We start from the raw sequence: 15,182 nt of genomic DNA, 5'->3' as shown, positions 1-15,182 counted from the left end.
CTTGGAGGGCGAACATTTGGGCGTACTCGCCGCCCAGCGCCATCAGCTCGTGGTGGGTGCCGGATTCAGTGATCCGGCCGCCGTCGAAGACGTAGATGTGGTCGCAGTCGACCACCGAGGCCAGGCGGTGGGAGATGAGGACGGTGATGCGGCCCGGGTGCCGCCGGCCGTGGAGGACGGCTTGGTAGACGGCGTGTTCGGCGCGGGGGTCCATGCTGGCGGTGGGCTCGTCCAGCAGCAGGACGGGGGCGTCCTTGTACAGGCCGCGGGCGACGGCGATTTTCGCCCATTGGCCGGCTGAGAGTTCCTGGCCGTCCTTGAAGCGTTTGGACAGCAGCGCGGTCCAGGTGCCGGGGAGGGCGGCGATGACCTGGTCGGCGCCGGAGGCGACGGCGGCGGTGTGGGCGCGCTCGGGGTCGGCGTCGGTGAGGGTGCCGCGCGAGACGGTGATGTTGGCCAGGGCGGAGAAGGGGAAGCGCACCGGGTCCTGCAGGACGGCGGCGACGCGGGCCTGGAGGGACTCGGCGTCCAGCTCCCTCACGTCGGTGCCGTCCCAGTCGATGGTGCCCTCGCTGGGGTTGTAGAGCCCGGCGATCAGGCGGGAGCAGGTGGACTTGCCCGAGCCGTTGGCGCCGACGAATGCCACGGTCTGGCCGGCCCGCAGGGTCATCGAGACGCCATTCAGCGCGGGGGTGTCCTTGCCGGGGTAGGTGTAGGAGACGTCGGTAAGGGTGATCTCCCGCACGGCAGGGGGTGCCAGCCGGCCGGTACGGCGGGGCAGCAGGGCACGGCAGCGCTCCACCGTGGACAGTAGGTCGTCGACCCACAGGGCGTGCTCGTAGACCAGGTGGGCGACGTCGACCAGCCGGGTCAGGGCCCGCTGGCCGGTCTGGATGGCCAGGGCCGCCCCGGCGCCGGCGGCCAGAGGGAGCCAGCCGGCGATCAGCATGGCGCCGAGCGCGAGGTAGGTCAGGCCGGTGCCCATCCCGCCCAGGGCCCGGCCGAGCAGGTTGGTGACGGCGGCGCCGGTGCCCAGACGGGTGTCCTCGGCGGCGATGAGGCCCGTGATGCGGTGGTGTTCGGCCAGCAGGGCCGGGGCGGCGGTGTCCGAGCGCAGCTCGGCGGCCGTGTCGCGGTCCAGCAGCAGCCAGGAGAAGAGCCGCACCCGGCGCTGCATGGCGTTCCACCGCTTGAAGGAGACGAACCGGGCGCGGGAGGCGCGGATGGCGGCCGCACCAACCGGCACCACCGACAGCAGCAACAGCGGCAGCAGCACCGGATGCAGCACGGCCAGCACCGAGGCGGTGCCCAGCAGGCCCAGGGACGCGGAGGCCAGGGAGACGACCTGGCCGACGATCTGCCGGGCGTAGAACAGACCCCGGTCATAGGCCCGGTAGACCTCGTCGTGCCAGTCGGCGTCGTCGATGATCTCCAGCCGCACCCGCGCGGTCAGGGACAGAAACTCCGCCTCCAGCGCGGTGCGGATCTTCGGCGTCAGCCGGGCCTGGCCGAGAGCGACCCCGCTCTCCAGCAGCCCGCGGGCGGCGAAGAACGCCACCACCACCAGCAGCTGGGGAGCGGCGGCGCGCACCCGCTCCGGAGTGGGTCCGTGGGCGAAGAGCTCCTGGAGCACGGCCACCGACGCCATCAGTCCGAAGGCCGCCATGGCCGCGGACGCCAGCTGCAGCGCCACCACCGCCACCATCGCCCGGGGGTCGGCCCGCCAGGCCAGAGCGCCGACCTGGCCGGTGATGCGCGGCAGCCGCCCCAGCAGCTGCCGCACGCTCGCCTGGGCCGCGGCCCCGTCGTACACCGACCAGTACGCCTCCTTCATGCCGCCGGTGAGGCCCTCACCGTCCGGGCCGGGCGGGATGGAGACCGGAGGCAGCGGCAACGCCCCGCCGCGCTGACGCGGAACGCCGGGTGCTTCCGCGGCGGGGGAGGGGGTCTCGTTGTCGCTCATGCCCGGCCCCCGTCCCGCGGCGCCGACAAGACCGATCCGGTCGGCAGGTCCCAGCCGATGGTGTCCGTGCCGTGCCCGGCCTCGGCGCGCTGGCGACCGCCAGAGAACTCCAGCCGGTACGTGTCCGGCCGCCCGGCGCGCACCCACCGCCGGTGGGCCTCCTCGACCTCGGCCCAGATCTCCCGCCGGCCGCCTTCCTCGATGCGCCAGGTGCCGGGTCCGTCAGGAACGGCCCGGGTCCAGGAGGCGTCGCCTGGGGCGATCAGGGTGAGGTGGTCGGCGGTGAAGTCCCGCACCACCCCGGGGGCGAGGTAAGAAAAAGCCAGCCAGAAGCCATGCGCGTCGGTCTCTGGAGGGGGCACGTCGGTGGTGCGGCGCCGAGCGGGCTCTTGGTTCGCCAGGTGGCGGTGGTCTTGGACGGAGAGCCAGCGGTGGCCGGCCACTGGCCGGTGCCCGCACTCCCGCCCCTCCAGGACCGCCTCGAAGTCGTTGCCGGTGCGCCGCACCAGGCACTCCCCGGGCCAGCCGGGCGAGGCGGTGGTGATCGTGGTGAGCAGCCGCCCGCCCTCGGCCAGCTGCTCCAGCCAGGCGGGTGGGATGGAGGGGACGGCGAACGTCGACAGGATCCGGTTGTAGGGGCCGCCGTCGGCGCAGCCGTCCAGACCGTCACCGGCCACCACCCGTACCGGAAGGCCGTGCTCGGCGAGCCGTCGGCGGGCGGCGGTGGCCAGGTGTGGGTCGGCTTCGACCGTGACCACCGCGCCGGGGCCGAGGAGGTGGGCGGCCAAGGCGGCGGTGATCCCCGCGCCGGTGCCCAGCTCCAGGTAGCGCAGTCCTGGCCGTAGCTCCAGGCGCTGGAGGGTGTGGGCGGTCATGGCCACCGTGCTGCTCAGTCCGGTGATTGCCCCGCCGGTTACCGTCCCGCGCCGCTGGGCGGCCAGGTCTTCGCCGTCGTGTTGGACGAGTACCGAGCCGCCGTCGTAGAGCATTTTCAGCCACTCGGCGTGGTCCTCGGGGTGGGTGCCGTCCAGCAGTTGCCACACGCCCGGTTGCGCGCCGGGGGTGTTGCGGCGCACGTACGCCCGTGGCAGCAGTACCTCGCGCCGCACGGCCAGCAGCGCGGCGCGCACCATTGGGTCGTGCAACTGGCCGTCGGTTTCCAGGCGGGCCACCATGTCGGCTCTGGCGGCTGCGGCCTCCGGGCAGCTTGAAGCCGCAGGGGTGGGGTGGTTCTCGTCGGCGGGTGGAGCGGGTGGTGGGCAGGGGTGCACGGGCAGGCCTCCGGCAAGGTGAGGAACGGGTGCGGGCAGGGGGGCGGTGTGGCGGTCAGGTCGGGCGTCTTCGGGCGTGGGGGTGTCGTGCGGTGGGGGCGGCTCGCCGGTGGGCGTCCGCCAGCCGGGCCAGTGCGTCGTGGGCCTGGGCTGCCTCGTGCGCGGTGCCGCAGGCTTCGGCCCACTGCAGGTCGTCCAGGGCGGCCAGCGTGGTGAACGCGGGCAGCGCCCGGGCCTCCTCGCCGGTCAGCGGGCGTCCGTAGCCGTCGAGGAACACTTCCCGCAGCCCGGGCCGGGCCGCCCACGGGCCGGCTGCCAAGGCGGCGAGATCCGCCACCGCGATCCCGATCTCGGACCGTTCGAAGTCGATCACGCCCAAGCTCTCGCTGCTGGCCTGCCACAGCCAGTTCCGCGGCCGGAAGTCGCCGTGACGCCAGGCCACCGGCAGCCGGTCGGCCAGGTCGCCCACGATCTGCCGGCTGCGGTGCACCAGCTCCCGTTGCTCGCGGGTGAGCAACTGCCCTGCCCGCTCCAGGTGCACCGCGGAACGGGTGACGGCGCGGTGCGCGACGGCGTCCGCCTGCCGCCGCGCCTGAGGTACGTGCAGCGCCGCGTCGTGCAGCCGGCGCAGCAGTCGCCCCGCCGCGCGGTGGATGACGCGCGCGTGGGCGCCGGCGGGAGGCAGATGGTGGACCAGGGTGCCGGACACGGCGGAGATCATCAGCGCGTGCAGCCGCGGCTCGTCGGCGAGCAGGAGCGGGGCGCCTCCGGGCCGCAGCCCGGCCAGGGCGCTGCGGTAGGTGCGGATCTCGCGCTGGAAGTGGCGGGCGGTCGGGGCGATCTTGACGTAGCCCGCGGTGGAGGTGTCGCCGCGCCACACGCGCCAGACCCGCGAGGTGGCCCGCGGCCAGGACACATCAGTGATCTGTACCGCCTGGCCGCACTGGGCCATCACCCACCTGCGTAGGTCCTGCGGCATGGCCGTCCCGGTGTTTGGCCTGGTGATCTCGCACCGGCCGGTTCCCTGAACGGTGGGCGCTGTACTCCCTTCGCGCACCGTCACCGAGTTCCTTCCTCGACTGGCGCGGAAGTGGGCATCGCGACAGCCGGGTACGGGGCTTCGGCGGCCGGCCAGCCCAGTGCGGTGAAGGCGCGGCCGGCCCGGACGCCGTCCAGCGCGGTGCGGGTGTAGTCCACCAGCGGCGTTGGCAACGAGTCCCAGGCGAACCAGTCCAGCGCGGAGCACTTGTCCGGCTCGGCGATGTACGGGCTGCCCTGCCAGGCATGGACGCGGAAGAACATCTGCAGCTTCGGCACGCCGTCGCCGCCGGGGTCGAGCATGTGGACGGTGTGGACCAGCTCCAGGTCCTTCTCACGGATGGTGACGGCGAGTTCCTCGAAGCCTTCGCGGGCCGCACCGGCGGTGGCGGGCTCGTACTCCACACCGCCTGCCGGTACATGCCAGGTGTCGGGGGCGTAGAGCGCGTCCGGGACGCGCTTGCCCAGCAGGATGTATCCGTCGCGTTCGAACAGCAGATGCGCGCCAATGACACTGGGGGTGATGGCCAAAGGGGTCTCCTAGAGCGGCGTGTTCGTGCAGGTGATCGGTTAACGAGGGTCCGTCCGGGCCTGTCACGCCACCAAGAGGCGCAACTCCGGTCACGTGTTCGGATTCAAGTCGTGAGGTGGTGGGGTCATCTCGGCGCGGCGCCCGCCGTGCTGCAGGTGTCAGGGGTCTGGGGCGAGGAGGGTCAGCCGCAGGAGAGCGGCGGCGGCCAGGGCGACGGGGAGGGCATACCACCCTCGACGCAGCCGTCGGCTCTTGACGCCTGACCAGGTCAGCAGGGCGGAGGTGGCGGCAGCCACCAGGGTGAGGCCTGCCGGGACACTGGAGTGGGCGGCGGCGTCCCGCTCCCACGGGGAGGCGTGCCCGGCCGCGTACGCCAGGGCGACCAGGTACACCGCCACCAGGTGCAGCAGCACCAGGACGGCCGCGCTCAACGCGGCGCCGATGCGTCTGGCAATGAGACGTCGCTTGCCCAGCAGGTCGGTGGGGTTACTCATCGGCGCTCCTCGCTCCTGTCCCGGTGGCCGTGCCGTCCTTCGGCTGGCGGGAAGCAGACCTCAGGGCGGCCGCGGTCGCGCGGTGCGGCCAGGTTCGGGCTGCGGTCGGGGCGTGCCAGTAGCCGATCGGGGCGGTAATGGTGAAGCCCAGGGCGGTCAGGCAGTCGACGACCGGCTGGTGGTGGTCGGGGATGACCGCGCGGGCGGTGGCCGCGCCGAGGCGGTGGGCGGCCGCCACGGCGTGGGCGGCGGCCCGGCGGCCGGTGTCGAGCCGGTCGGGCGCCAGGGGTGGCCGGAGCAGGAGGTCGCCGAGGAGGGCTTCGGCCGGCTCGCCGGGGGCGGTGTGAGCCAAGGGATAGACCAGGGCGGCGGCCAAGAGGCGGCCGTCGTGGTTGTGAGCGAGGGTCAGGCAGTGGGAGGTGTAGCGCTCGTCGGCTTGCCAGCGGTCCCAGGCCCCGGTGGCCGCCGGGGCGGGTTCCTCGGGCCGGGCGGCGGCGTACAACAGCCCCAGTGGCTCGGTCAGGTCCTCCCCGGGGCACGGAGCGCGTAGGGCCACTGTGGCGGGGCCGGCGGGCGCCGCCGGCAGGGGCAGGGTGGCTTTGAGGAGGGTGGCGCCGGCAGTGGGTTGCCAGCGGTGGCGGGTGAAGAAGGCGCCGGCAGCGGTGCGCTGGGCGGGGATCTCGGCGGTGGCCGCGGTGCCGGGGAAGGCGGCGAGCGGCTCAGCGAGGGTGTGAAGGAGCCGGGTGCCCAGGCCGCGGCGCTGGTGGGCGGGGTGGACCACCGGGCCCCACAGGCGCCCGGTCCCGCCGGGGGCGGGCGGGTGGCGCAGTGCCGCGGCCGCGATCAGTTCCCCACCGGTGGCGTGGACGGTGGCGAGCAGAGTGGGGGCGGCCGCCTCGCCGGGCGGGCGGAGCCGGGAGCGGACCAGGGCGGGGGTGATGGGGCGCTGGTCGGGCCAGCCGTGGATGCAGGCGTAGCCGAGGGCGGCGAGCTGGTCGTCCAGGCCGGTGCCGGGACGGTAGGCGGCGAGCCGGGGGGCGGGGTAGGTCATGGCAGGCTCCGGGGAGCTCGGGCGGCGATGCCGACGCAGGCACTGCCCTGCCCAGCGCGCACGGTGGGAGCCAGGGCGAGCGCGAGAGTGGGCGGGGTGCGGCGCAGGCAGCAGCGCACGTCGCCGAACACGGCCGTGAAGGCGGCGCGGACCTGGCCGGGGGCAGCGAAGGGGCTGGGCCGGGAGGGGCGGGTGAGGATCTGGCCGGCCAGGTCGCGCCGCTGGTCGGCGGGCGCCGGCCACAGGGCGCGGGCGGTGGCGGCCTGGAGACGGCGGCCGATGCGGTCGTACTCCAGCACTCCGGCCGCTCCGGCGATCCGGGCGGTGTAGAGGACGAGCCCGCCGGGGGCCAGCAGGTCGGCCAGCCGGGCCAGGAGGGCGGCGCGGTCGCCGGGGTGGGCAGCAGGGACAGCAGCCCATCGGTGACGATCACGTCGTACGGTCCGGCGCATCCGGTCAGGGCCGGGGCGCGGTCCAGCCCGGTGGTGAGCGTGATACCGGTCCGGCGGGCATAGGCGGCGGCCAGGTGCAGCGGAGTGGGGCAGGCGTCGATCAGGTGCACCTCCAACTGCTCGGGGGGCAGGAGGCGGGCCAGGGTGGCGAGCATCGCCTCATCCGAGGCGCCGCAGATCAGTACCCGCACCCGGCCGTGTGCGGGCAGGGGATGGGTGGTCAGGGCGCGGCGGTAGAAGCCGGTGTGCCAGCCGGGGTGCCCCTTCAGCCCGGCACGGCGGAAGATGCGCCAGCTCGCGTGGTAGGCGAAACAGCGCTCGGTGCAGTGGCGGCGGGCGGTGGCCACGACCGCGGGCAGCGTCAACGAGAAGGGCATGGGGGCGGTCACCTCACGGCTCGCGGTGGGCGATCAGGTGGAACAGGCGGGCGATGTCCCGGTACGGGGAACGGCGTCCGGCCTCCCATTCCAGGTCGAGGATCTCGGCGAAGTCGGCGCCGACCGGCTCCTCACCGAGGTGGTCGGTGAAGCACCGCACCCCGTACCAGGCCGTCACGTTGACTCGGTGTTCGGCCAGCCAGTCCTGGAGGGCGGCGCGCGGGGTGCCGCGGCTGACCGCGCCCAGCCGGCCGGTCTCGGCCTGGTCGGTCAGCGCGCGGCGGGCGTCGGCCCAGCGCCGCTCCAGTGCCGGCCGCATCGCCATCGCCTCGGCCGATTTGGCCAGGATCGAGAGCATTCCGCCGGGGCGGGTGCAGGCGGCCAGCGCCTCCACCAGCGGGGCGGGATCCTCCAGATACATCAGCACCCCGTGGCACAGCACCGCGTCCCAGCCGGTCCCGGCCAGGCGGGGGGCGTCCTCGCCGCGGCCGTGAAGGAGGCGGAGCGTGCCGGCCGTGTCCTCGGAGCGGGCGGCCCAGGCGTGTTCGGCGCGGGTCAGCATGGCCGGGTCGGGGTCGAGGATGGTGACGTGGTGGCCGCGCGCGGCCAGGGCGCGGGCCTGGATGCCGCTGCCGCCGCCAACGTCCAGGATCCGCTGGGGCCGGGCGGGCAGGTGGTGGGCCAGGGCGCGGGTGACCAGGGCGTGCCGCAGGGCGCCGCGCAGGTCTTCGCTGTGCTCGGTGTAGGAGGCGGCGAGATCGCCGCCGGTGGTCCAGGAGTTCACGCAGAGGTCTCCGTCAGCAGGTCGTGGAACAGGTCGGGGTGTTGGTAGACGAGGCGGATGGACAGGTAGCGGCCGCCGGCCAGCAGGTCGGCCAGCGGCCGCCACGCTGCTTCTGAGGGCAGGCCGTAGCGGGCGCGCTGCTTCAGGTGCAGCAGCCCGGTCAGACGCTCCTCGAAAAAGGCCTGATCGCGGGGGAGTGGCGCGCCGAGCCACTGCTCGGCGGCGAGGCGGGGCAGCAGTTCCCACACCACGGTGGCCCTCTCATGCCCGTGGGGCGGCCGGGCGGCCCACACCAGGTGCGGCAGCCGCACCGCCTTGTCTGGGACCGGCGGCGGAACGAGACCTGGGCTGCAGGGCCCGACCGGACGGCCGTTGCGGCAGGCGGTGAGGTGGTCGGCGAAGGCCAGTGCCAGCCCGATCTCGTGCGGGACCGCTCCCCCGGGGCGGGCAGGGAAGGCCACCGCACCAGAGGGTGAGGCGGATGCGGCCAGGGCGCGCTGCGCGGCCTCGGCCACGCCGTAGCAGGGGATCCACCACACCGCGGTCTCGGTACGGGGCCGGAACCCGGCCATGTCGGCGCCCTCCGGTGCCTGGTCGCAGGCGACCGCGTAGCCGGGGCCGGTCCGCGCATCGCGCAGGATCAGGCCGAGGTCGGCCAGGGCGAAGCGCCGCTCACTCTCGCTGGTCACCGGTTGCCCTCCTGGGGGCCGAAACGGGCGTAGTAGCGCTCCAGCAGCCCGCTGCCCTCCAGCACCTGATCGGTGCGCGCCACGTTGTGCCCGGCGGTGAAGCCGTGACCGTCGGCGGCGAGCGTGGCCGCGCCGACGATCAGGGAGGCCAGCACCAGGTCGGCGTACTTGTTGGGCAGCGACTCGGCGTAGTGGAAGTTGATCGGGTAGCCGTCGGCGATCACCGTGGCGGTGATCTGCTGCGGCAGGTGGAGACGGAACCCCAGCCGGCCGGCGTCGCTGACGGCGGTGGCGGCCTGCCGCATCTCCTCCAGCGCGAACTCCCGGTCGCGGGAGGTGACCGACACCAGGTAGCAGTCGCGGTGCAGGGAGGCGGTGTGCTCACCGGCCAGAGAGGTCCGGCCGGTGGAGCCGACGATGAGCAGCGGCCGGTGCTCCTCCAGCAGCTCGGTGACTACCGGGCCGGTGGTGAACCCGTGCTCCATCGCCGCCACCAGCGCGGCGGTGGAGCGGTCGTGGACGGCCACCCGCATGCGGCGGGTGCGCAGCACCTCGGCGAGCTGGGCGCCGATCCGCCCGAACCCCAGCACCAGAGCCGCCTGACCTTCGAACTTCTCCTGCGGGAGCAGCCGGACCAGGTTGCGCCAGGCCGCGTCCGCGATCCCGTACGGCTCGATCGTGGCCTTCAGCCGGGACTGCGCGACGGAGAACACCGGCACCGGCAGCCGGTCGCCGTAGGGCTGGAGTTTGGTGATGCCGGACATGGTCTGCTCCACCAGCCCGCAGAAGATATCCAGCAGGTCAGGGCGCTGCTCGATCAGCACCGGCAGGGTGTAGCCGCCGTCGTCGACCAGCAGGCCGCGCAGCCCCATCTCCCGGGCCCGCCGCGTGTGGTCTGCCAGCGCGTCGGCGGCCTGCTCCCACGGCCACACCCGCACCCCCAGCGCGGCCAGATGCGCGTCGACCCGGGCGGTGTGCAGGTAGCGGTAGCCCTTGTCGAGCACCGTGATGGCCTGGGCCGGCACGCCCAGCCGCATCACGGCGTCGACCAGCACCAGAAAGTCCGACATGTGGTGGACGGTCAGCACCGGAGCGATACCGGTCAGGGCGCCGGAGGGCAGGTGCTCGGGCAGGTGGTGGGTGAGCGGCATCTGCCCGGCCAGCTCCGCGCACTCCAGTGCCGTGAACGGTATCCGCTCCACCGCGCCCATCAGCCGGTCGGCGGTCTCCTGGGGCAGTCGGCCGGAGTCCTCCAGCAGGACGGTGAGCTGAACGGTGCCGGCTGGGCGGGAGCGGGGCTGGGCCGGCGGCCCGGCCAGGACACGGAGGCGGGCCCCGTCGGCCAGGTGCGCGGTCAGGCCGCCGGACATCGGCTCCACCGCGGCGACCGGCACCACCTGCCCGATGGCGTCCATCACCTGCCCGGGCAGGGCCGGGACGTCCTGCGGGTGGGTGCGGACCTCGACGGTGTGCACCGGGACGGTGGGCCGGGGCGCGGCGGGGCCGGGCTGGCGCGGGATGGCCGCGACGGCGGGCGGAGTGTGGGCGACAGAGCTCATCAGGCGGGCTGCTCTCTGGGCGTCAGGCGCACGGTCAGGGTCAGGGCGGCGTGGTCGCTCAATCCCTCCCGGCGCGGGGTGTGGTCGTAGGCGCAGTGGGTGATCTGGTCGCGGTGGCCGGTGGTGACGAAGGCGTGGTCGAAACGGAAACCGCGGCCGGAGCGGCCGAACCAGGAGTGGTCGGCCGCCTGCGGGTGCAGGTGCCGGAAGGCGTCGGTCAGGCCGGCGGCGGCGAAGGAGTCGTAGAAGGCGTACTCCCACGCCCCGAACACCGCGTGGTGCGGGGTGTGGCCGGGCTCGACCACGTTGAGGTCGCCGGCGACGATGACCAGTCCGCCGCACTCCTTCACCAGGGCGGGGAGCGCGGCGGTGACCGCCTCCTGGAAGGCGCGCTTGGCCTCGTTGCGGCGCTCTTTCGGTCCGCGGGAGGGCACGTACAGGCCCAGCAGACCGAGGGCGTGGCCGCCGATCGTGATGGCGGCGGCCGGCGCGCGGTGCGGCAGGTACTCCACCGTGCTGGGCAGCGCGCGCATCGTGGCGGTGCGGGAGGCCAGCACGGTGCGGTAGTCCGGGGCGGCGGGTCTGGGTTCGATCACGGTGGTGTATCCGTGGTCGGTGAGGGCCTGGATGAGGGCGCCCCCGCCGGCGGTGGAGCTGACTTCGGTGAGGACGACCAGGTCGGCGCGGTCCTGGGCGGCGATCCACGCCACCTGGCGGCGGGCGCGGGCCGGGGCGGCGTGCTGGGTGTTGAACAGCAGCACCTGCGCGGCACCCGTGGCGCCCGGGCGGGGCGGGGCGCCGGGGTTCAGGAGAGACAGCTGCCGGTCTGCGGTGGTCATCGCTCGGTGCCCTTCTCGTCGACGAAGACCTCGGTGTGGGCGTCCAGGGCCTGCTGGAGGCGGCCGGTGATCTGGCTGATGAAGGCCAGGTCGTCGGCGGTGAGCTCGGCGTCGAGGGGAGCGAGGTTCTCGGCGGCCTGTTCGGGGCGGGTGAAGCCCACCAGGACGGCGGCATGGTCGGCCTGGCGGAGGCAGTAGTGCACGAAGACGCGGGCCAGCTGCCCGGGCGCGTGGCCGAAGCGGTCCCGCAGCGGCGCCAGGTGGTCGTGGACGATCGCCAGGGCGCCCGGGGTGAACCAGGCCTTGCGCAGCCGGTGGTCCCCAACACCGAAGACCGGTGGCCGGCCGGGGTGGTGCTTGCCGGTCAGCAGGCCCTGCGCGAGGGGCTTGTTGACCAGCACGCTCGCCCCCATCGAGGCGGCCAGGGCGAAGATGTCCGGCCGCCCGCCGGCCGGAGGCGGGGTGAGCGCGTTGAACCGGGCCGCCAGGTAGTCCGGCCGGATCACCTCGGCCAGGTGCGCGAACCGGGCGTACTTGTCGTCGCGCTGCTGCTTGGGGACGGTCAGGCGCTCAGTCGCGAAGCGGTGCGGGCCGCGCATCCCGATGGTCTTGATCAGCCCTTCGCGCTGGAAGGCACGCATCTGCGCAACGGCCGGCTCCAGGTAGCGGTCGTCGGGGCCGAAGTCGGAGTGGTGGAAGAAGTAGATGTCCAGGTAGTCGGTGCGCAGGTTCTCCAAGCTGGTCTCCAGCTGGCGGCGCATCGCCGCAGGCAGGTAAGAGTGGGCGGCGGTGCCGCGGAAGTAGCCGACCTTGCTGGAGAGCACCAGGCTCTCCCGGGGCACGGTGGCGGCGAAGTCCCCGATGATCCGCTCGGAGTGCCCGTGGCCGTACACGTCCGCGGTGTCGATCAGGTTCGCCCCCCGCTCGTAGGCCACCTCCAGGCCGCGGCGGGAGGCGGCGTCGTCGGCGGTGGACCACCCCATCGGCAGCCCGAGGTTGTGGCCGGGCCCGCCCAGGGCCCAGCCGCCGACCCCGATCGGGTGCACGCGCAGTCCGCCGGCCAGCGTGCGGCGCGGCACACCGGGTGACGCAGTACCCACAACGATCACCTCTTTCTTCTCTTTCCATCACAAACAGGGGCGAGAGTGGAGCGGGAGTGGCTAAGGTGCCGGACGTGACGACACAACACCCCGCCACCGAGCTGGATTTGACCGCGATCACGCGGAAGGGCTGGGCCGACCGCGGCGACTTCTCCGACGCCGAGTTCGCCCGCGCGACCGCCTTCTACAACGCGATGCGCACCCACGACGAGCGGCTGCACCGCGTGCGGGCCGCCGCCGCGGACCGGATCGAGCAGTGGACCGGCCACGCCCCCCGCGACGTCGGCTCCTTCGGCACCCGGCTGAACCTTCAGACCTCCGACCTCGACCTGGGCATCGGCTACCCGGTCGAAGACCGCGACCGGCTCAAGGAGGTCCTCGCCGGTCACACCACCTTCCTCGGCGAGCGCCAGACCAGCTTTGCCACCTCCCGCCTGGTCTTCTCCTTCACCCTCGACGGCATCGAGATCGACCTCAGCGCCCTGACGGTCGACGACTTCACCGTCGCCTGCCGGATGCTGGACCAGATCGACCAGACCATGACTCGCGAAGAGCGCATCGCCCACACCTGGGTCAAGCACCTGCTGCGCTCCTCGGGCCGGCTGGAGGAGTACGCGGCCTGGAAGCTGGTCACCTACGCCCGCTTCTGCGACGAGTTCAACTGGGTGCCGATCCCGGAGAAGACCGGAGCCTGATCCAGCCGGTGCCCCGCCCGGTCGGCGGGGCACCGGCACCCGCTCACGTGCCACAGGGGTCCGCCGCGTTGATCAGGTACCACGTCGCGGCCAACTCCCACCGCTGGTGTTCCCGGCGCAGCATCACCGCCTGGTCGCCGCGCAGCTGCCGCCCGACCCGGTCCACCACCGGCGCCATCTGGCCGCGCAGCACCTCCACCCGCGCCTCCAGCGCCGTCTGGATCCGGCTCGACAGCTCCCCGGCACCGGGGCGGCCCGGCGCGAAGCCCTCGATGGCGGCGATCATGTCGCCGAGCACCGCGTACGCGGCGTCCTTGAGCACCACCCGGGCCTGCCGCACCGCGTGCCGGGGGGCGCCGTCGAGGACCTTCTCCAGGCTCTTGAGGGTGTAGTCCAGCGCGAAGTGCCGGTCGATCCACCGCTGCGCCCAGCTACTGGCCACCCCGATCCGCCAGTCGGCGTACCGGCACGCCACCCGCCCCATCAGCGGCTCCACCTCACCAGTCAGCCCGGCCCGCTCCGCAGTGCGGGTGTAGGCGGCGCCGACGAGGCACTCCATGGACACCAGCATGTAGGAGATCCCGGTGTGCAGCGGCCGCCCGGCGGCGTGCTCGGCGACCCACGCGGCATCGCGCACCCCGCGCACCACCTCCACCGCCGGCAGGCCGGGCTGAGGGCGCAGCAGCAGGTCGGTGCGGCCCTGGAAGGCGTAGGTGGCCTTCAGCTCCGCCAGGCTCATCAGCGGATCGAAGGTGATGTAGGTGTAGCGGGTCGGAATGCCCAGCACGGACAGCGTCCGGATCGCCAGCGCGTTCTGCTCGCCGCTGGTCTCCTTGTTGAACCGGTCCAGGACAGAGTCGACGCCGGACTCGACACCGAACAGCATCCGCCGCAGCCCCCGCGCGAGCAGTGTGCGCCACATCTGCGCCCGCTCCACATGCCAGTCCTCATCCCGGCCGAGGTCGGCCACCTGGTCGACACGGCAGCTGGACTCCCACCGGAAGCCGGCACCGTGCACCAGACGGGCCAGCTCAAGCACCCGCTCCACCGCCCCGTCGCCGCGGCCGATGATCTCCTCATCCACCAGGTACAACGTCCGCGAGACGTCGGGGTAGCGGTCGAAGACGGCCCGCATCTGCTCCAGCATCCACGGCAGCTTCTGCGGGGCGGCGCCGGCCCAGCTGCCCTTGTGGCCCCGCGGGCAGAAGCTGCAGAAGTTCGTGCAGCCCCGGCTGGTCTCCAGTTGGGCGACGCCGTGGTGCTCGAACGTGGCGGGCAGCAGATCGAGCTCGGGCAGGATGTCATCGGCGGTCTCGCGGGCGACGGGCTTGGCCGTCCGGCGTGGCCGGCCGATGGCCAGGGCCCCGCCGCGTGCGGCGCCGTTGAATCCCAGGCCGGGCACCTCGCTGCGGTCGAGGTCGCCGTGCCAGTGGGCCAGCAGCCCCTCGGCGGTGGCCTCGCCGCTGCCCCGGGCGACCAGCAGATCCGGGTAGCGCTCCAGCAGCAGGCCCTCGTTGCGGGCGGTCAGGCTGCCCCCGACCACGACCATCGGCGGGGCCGGCAGCGCGAACGCCGCATCCAGCAGCGCGGTCATCAGATCGTGCTGCCCGAACGTCGCCGAGATGCCCAGGATGTCCGGCGGGGCGGCGGTGATCTGCTCGGCCAGACCCTCCAGGGTGGCGCCTAACTGCATGTCGGTCAGGGTCACGGTGCCCATGAGAGTGCTCCGCGCGGCCCGCGCCACATCGGAGATCCCCAGCGGAAAGCGGGGCAGCGGGAAGTGCTCGGGGTGGTAGAGCGCGGCCAGCAGCACATCGGGCCGCTCCAGCCGCTCCGCCGCCTCGTCTGTGAGCAGGACCGGCGACAGCCACGAGTCGGGATCGGCGATCTCCACCCGGCCGCCGGTCCACGCCGGCCAGCGACGGGTGCCGTGCGGCAGGCCGGACAGGTCAGCAGCCCACCAGGCGCCACCGCCCGGCTCCTGCAGCAGCACCAGACGTCGCTCCAGCGTGCCCGCCACCCGCACCCGCGCCCCGTGCCCGCGCAGGTGCTCCTCCAGGCGGGTACGCAGGCGGCCCGGATCGATCAGCAGCGACTCCAGCGCCTGTATGTCGGCGTCGTCCAGTGGCCGGCTGTCCGGGCAGGCGGCCCGTACAGCGCACGCCAGTCGGCCGACCGGATGGTCGACGTCTCGTTCGTCCACGGTCATACCTCCTGTTGAAAGAAGGGGAGATGTGTTGGCGCTGACCGCCCGGTCCACGAAAAGGCAGGCGATGAGTCGGGCCCCGAAATCGGCAAACAGAAGTGAGGGAGCTATGCGGCAGAGGGCACTCCGCGT

General features: G+C 73.6%; 14 protein-coding genes. 1 reads left to right on the top strand and 13 read right to left on the bottom strand.

Features of this window, described 5'->3' with window-relative positions; all coding sequences use genetic code 11:
* From ACGRHY_RS30230 to ACGRHY_RS30175, 12 genes are all read right to left on the bottom strand, one after another.
* The coding region (locus ACGRHY_RS30230) for an ATP-binding cassette domain-containing protein (protein ID WP_394638856.1) at positions 1-1,963 on the bottom strand (1,963 nt) is incomplete at its 3' end.
* Positions 1,960-3,138: a protein-L-isoaspartate O-methyltransferase family protein gene (locus ACGRHY_RS30225; RefSeq protein WP_394638587.1), complete on the bottom strand. Its 1,179-nt coding sequence runs from the start codon at positions 3,136-3,138 to the stop codon at positions 1,960-1,962. The genes ACGRHY_RS30225 and ACGRHY_RS30230, both read right to left, overlap by 4 nt.
* Before the next feature lie 151 nt (positions 3,139-3,289).
* Positions 3,290-4,213 (bottom strand): phosphotransferase, encoded by a 924-nt coding sequence (locus tag ACGRHY_RS30220; protein ID WP_394638586.1) that lies wholly within the window; start codon positions 4,211-4,213, stop codon positions 3,290-3,292.
* Between the two features lie 80 nt (positions 4,214-4,293).
* A complete protein-coding gene (locus ACGRHY_RS30215; RefSeq protein ID WP_394638585.1) occupies positions 4,294-4,803 on the bottom strand; it encodes an NUDIX hydrolase in 510 nt (169 codons plus the stop codon).
* Between the two features lie 159 nt (positions 4,804-4,962).
* Positions 4,963-5,298: a hypothetical protein gene (locus ACGRHY_RS30210; RefSeq protein ID WP_394638584.1), complete on the bottom strand. Its 336-nt coding sequence runs from the start codon at positions 5,296-5,298 to the stop codon at positions 4,963-4,965.
* Complete coding sequence (locus ACGRHY_RS30205) at positions 5,291-6,349, bottom strand: GNAT family N-acetyltransferase (RefSeq protein WP_394638583.1); 1,059 nt, start codon at positions 6,347-6,349, stop codon at positions 5,291-5,293. Before ACGRHY_RS30205 ends, ACGRHY_RS30210 begins: the two co-directional genes overlap by 8 nt.
* Positions 6,346-6,801, bottom strand: coding sequence for a hypothetical protein (locus ACGRHY_RS30200; protein WP_394638855.1), 456 nt, complete (start codon positions 6,799-6,801; stop codon positions 6,346-6,348). The genes ACGRHY_RS30205 and ACGRHY_RS30200 overlap by 4 nt, the downstream gene beginning before the upstream one ends.
* 390 nt (positions 6,802-7,191) lie before the next feature.
* Positions 7,192-7,962, bottom strand: a complete 771-nt coding sequence (locus ACGRHY_RS30195; protein WP_394638854.1) for a methyltransferase domain-containing protein — start codon at positions 7,960-7,962, stop codon at positions 7,192-7,194.
* Entirely contained in the window at positions 7,959-8,651 is a 693-nt protein-coding gene (locus tag ACGRHY_RS30190) for a hypothetical protein (RefSeq protein ID WP_394638853.1), read from the bottom strand. The genes ACGRHY_RS30195 and ACGRHY_RS30190 overlap by 4 nt, the downstream gene beginning before the upstream one ends.
* Positions 8,648-10,210 carry a Rossmann-fold NAD(P)-binding domain-containing protein gene (locus ACGRHY_RS30185; protein WP_394638852.1) on the bottom strand — a complete coding sequence of 521 codons (1,563 nt, stop codon included), beginning with the start codon at positions 10,208-10,210 and terminating at the stop codon, positions 8,648-8,650. The genes ACGRHY_RS30190 and ACGRHY_RS30185 overlap by 4 nt, the downstream gene beginning before the upstream one ends.
* Positions 10,210-11,049, bottom strand: a complete 840-nt coding sequence (locus ACGRHY_RS30180; protein ID WP_394638851.1) for an endonuclease/exonuclease/phosphatase family protein — start codon at positions 11,047-11,049, stop codon at positions 10,210-10,212. The genes ACGRHY_RS30185 and ACGRHY_RS30180 overlap by 1 nt, the downstream gene beginning before the upstream one ends.
* Positions 11,046-12,149 (bottom strand): aldo/keto reductase, encoded by a 1,104-nt coding sequence (locus tag ACGRHY_RS30175; RefSeq protein WP_394638396.1) that lies wholly within the window; start codon positions 12,147-12,149, stop codon positions 11,046-11,048. Before ACGRHY_RS30175 ends, ACGRHY_RS30180 begins: the two co-directional genes overlap by 4 nt.
* 74 nt (positions 12,150-12,223) lie before the next feature.
* Here ACGRHY_RS30175 and ACGRHY_RS30170 point away from each other — a divergent pair, with 74 nt between their 5' ends.
* A complete protein-coding gene (locus ACGRHY_RS30170) occupies positions 12,224-12,844 on the top strand; it encodes a hypothetical protein (RefSeq protein WP_394638397.1) in 621 nt (206 codons plus the stop codon).
* A gap of 43 nt (positions 12,845-12,887) precedes the next feature.
* Here ACGRHY_RS30170 and ACGRHY_RS30165 read toward each other — a convergent pair whose 3' ends face one another.
* Entirely contained in the window at positions 12,888-15,047 is a 2,160-nt protein-coding gene (locus ACGRHY_RS30165) for a B12-binding domain-containing radical SAM protein (RefSeq protein ID WP_394638850.1), read from the bottom strand.
* Between the last annotated feature and the right edge of the window lie 135 nt (positions 15,048-15,182).

The organism is Streptomyces shinuiensis (assembly GCF_043660855.1).
Lineage (GTDB): Bacteria > Actinomycetota > Actinomycetes > Streptomycetales > Streptomycetaceae > Streptomyces.
This window is presented reverse-complemented; position numbering and strand designations above follow the sequence as displayed.

What these genes read in the sequence shown, in the direction of transcription:
- ACGRHY_RS30225 (WP_394638587.1), bottom strand. Translation starts at nt 3,138, where the DNA reads ATGGTGGCCCGCCTGGAAACCGACGGCCAGTTGCACGACCCAATGGTG.
- ACGRHY_RS30205 (WP_394638583.1), bottom strand. Translation starts at nt 6,349, where the DNA reads ATGACCTACCCCGCCCCCCGGCTCGCCGCCTACCGTCCCGGCACCGGC.
- ACGRHY_RS30180 (WP_394638851.1), bottom strand. Translation starts at nt 11,049, where the DNA reads ATGACCACCGCAGACCGGCAGCTGTCTCTCCTGAACCCCGGCGCCCCG.
- ACGRHY_RS30200 (WP_394638855.1), bottom strand. Translation starts at nt 6,801, where the DNA reads ATGCGCCGGACCGTACGACGTGATCGTCACCGATGGGCTGCTGTCCCT.
- ACGRHY_RS30210 (WP_394638584.1), bottom strand. Translation starts at nt 5,298, where the DNA reads ATGAGTAACCCCACCGACCTGCTGGGCAAGCGACGTCTCATTGCCAGA.
- ACGRHY_RS30220 (WP_394638586.1), bottom strand. Translation starts at nt 4,213, where the DNA reads ATGCCGCAGGACCTACGCAGGTGGGTGATGGCCCAGTGCGGCCAGGCG.
- ACGRHY_RS30185 (WP_394638852.1), bottom strand. Translation starts at nt 10,210, where the DNA reads ATGAGCTCTGTCGCCCACACTCCGCCCGCCGTCGCGGCCATCCCGCGC.